The organism is Pseudomonas typographi, from assembly GCF_014694385.1.
Taxonomy (GTDB): domain Bacteria; phylum Pseudomonadota; class Gammaproteobacteria; order Pseudomonadales; family Pseudomonadaceae; genus Aquipseudomonas; species Aquipseudomonas typographi.
In genome coordinates, this window is record NZ_JAAOCA010000173.1 from 1 (window position 1) to 255 (window position 255).

Sequence of the window (255 nt, forward strand, 5' to 3'; positions counted from 1 at the left end):
TGCCCGATCTGTACCAGGGCATGCGCAGTGTCCTTGAAAGTTAAGCGTTCATCTTTGCGAATAACGCGGGAAGAAAGAATGCGGTCGGGTTCGAAGAAGCAGCCGTTATTGCATAAAGCTTGCTGTTGGGAAAATCCCACCAACAATAGAGGTTCCTGGGAATGGCGCTACCGGCATTCATAGGCATCCCGAAGTTGTTTATCAACAGGTATTCGTCTTGCGGAAAGCCAAAGTCAACCGTGTAGTAAACCCTCG

General features: G+C 49.4%; 1 pseudogene. It reads right to left on the reverse strand.

The features are described from left to right. Positions 1-40 precede the first annotated feature (40 nt). A pseudogene (locus HAQ05_RS28995) lies at positions 41-255 on the reverse strand (hypothetical protein); the annotation flags it as partial.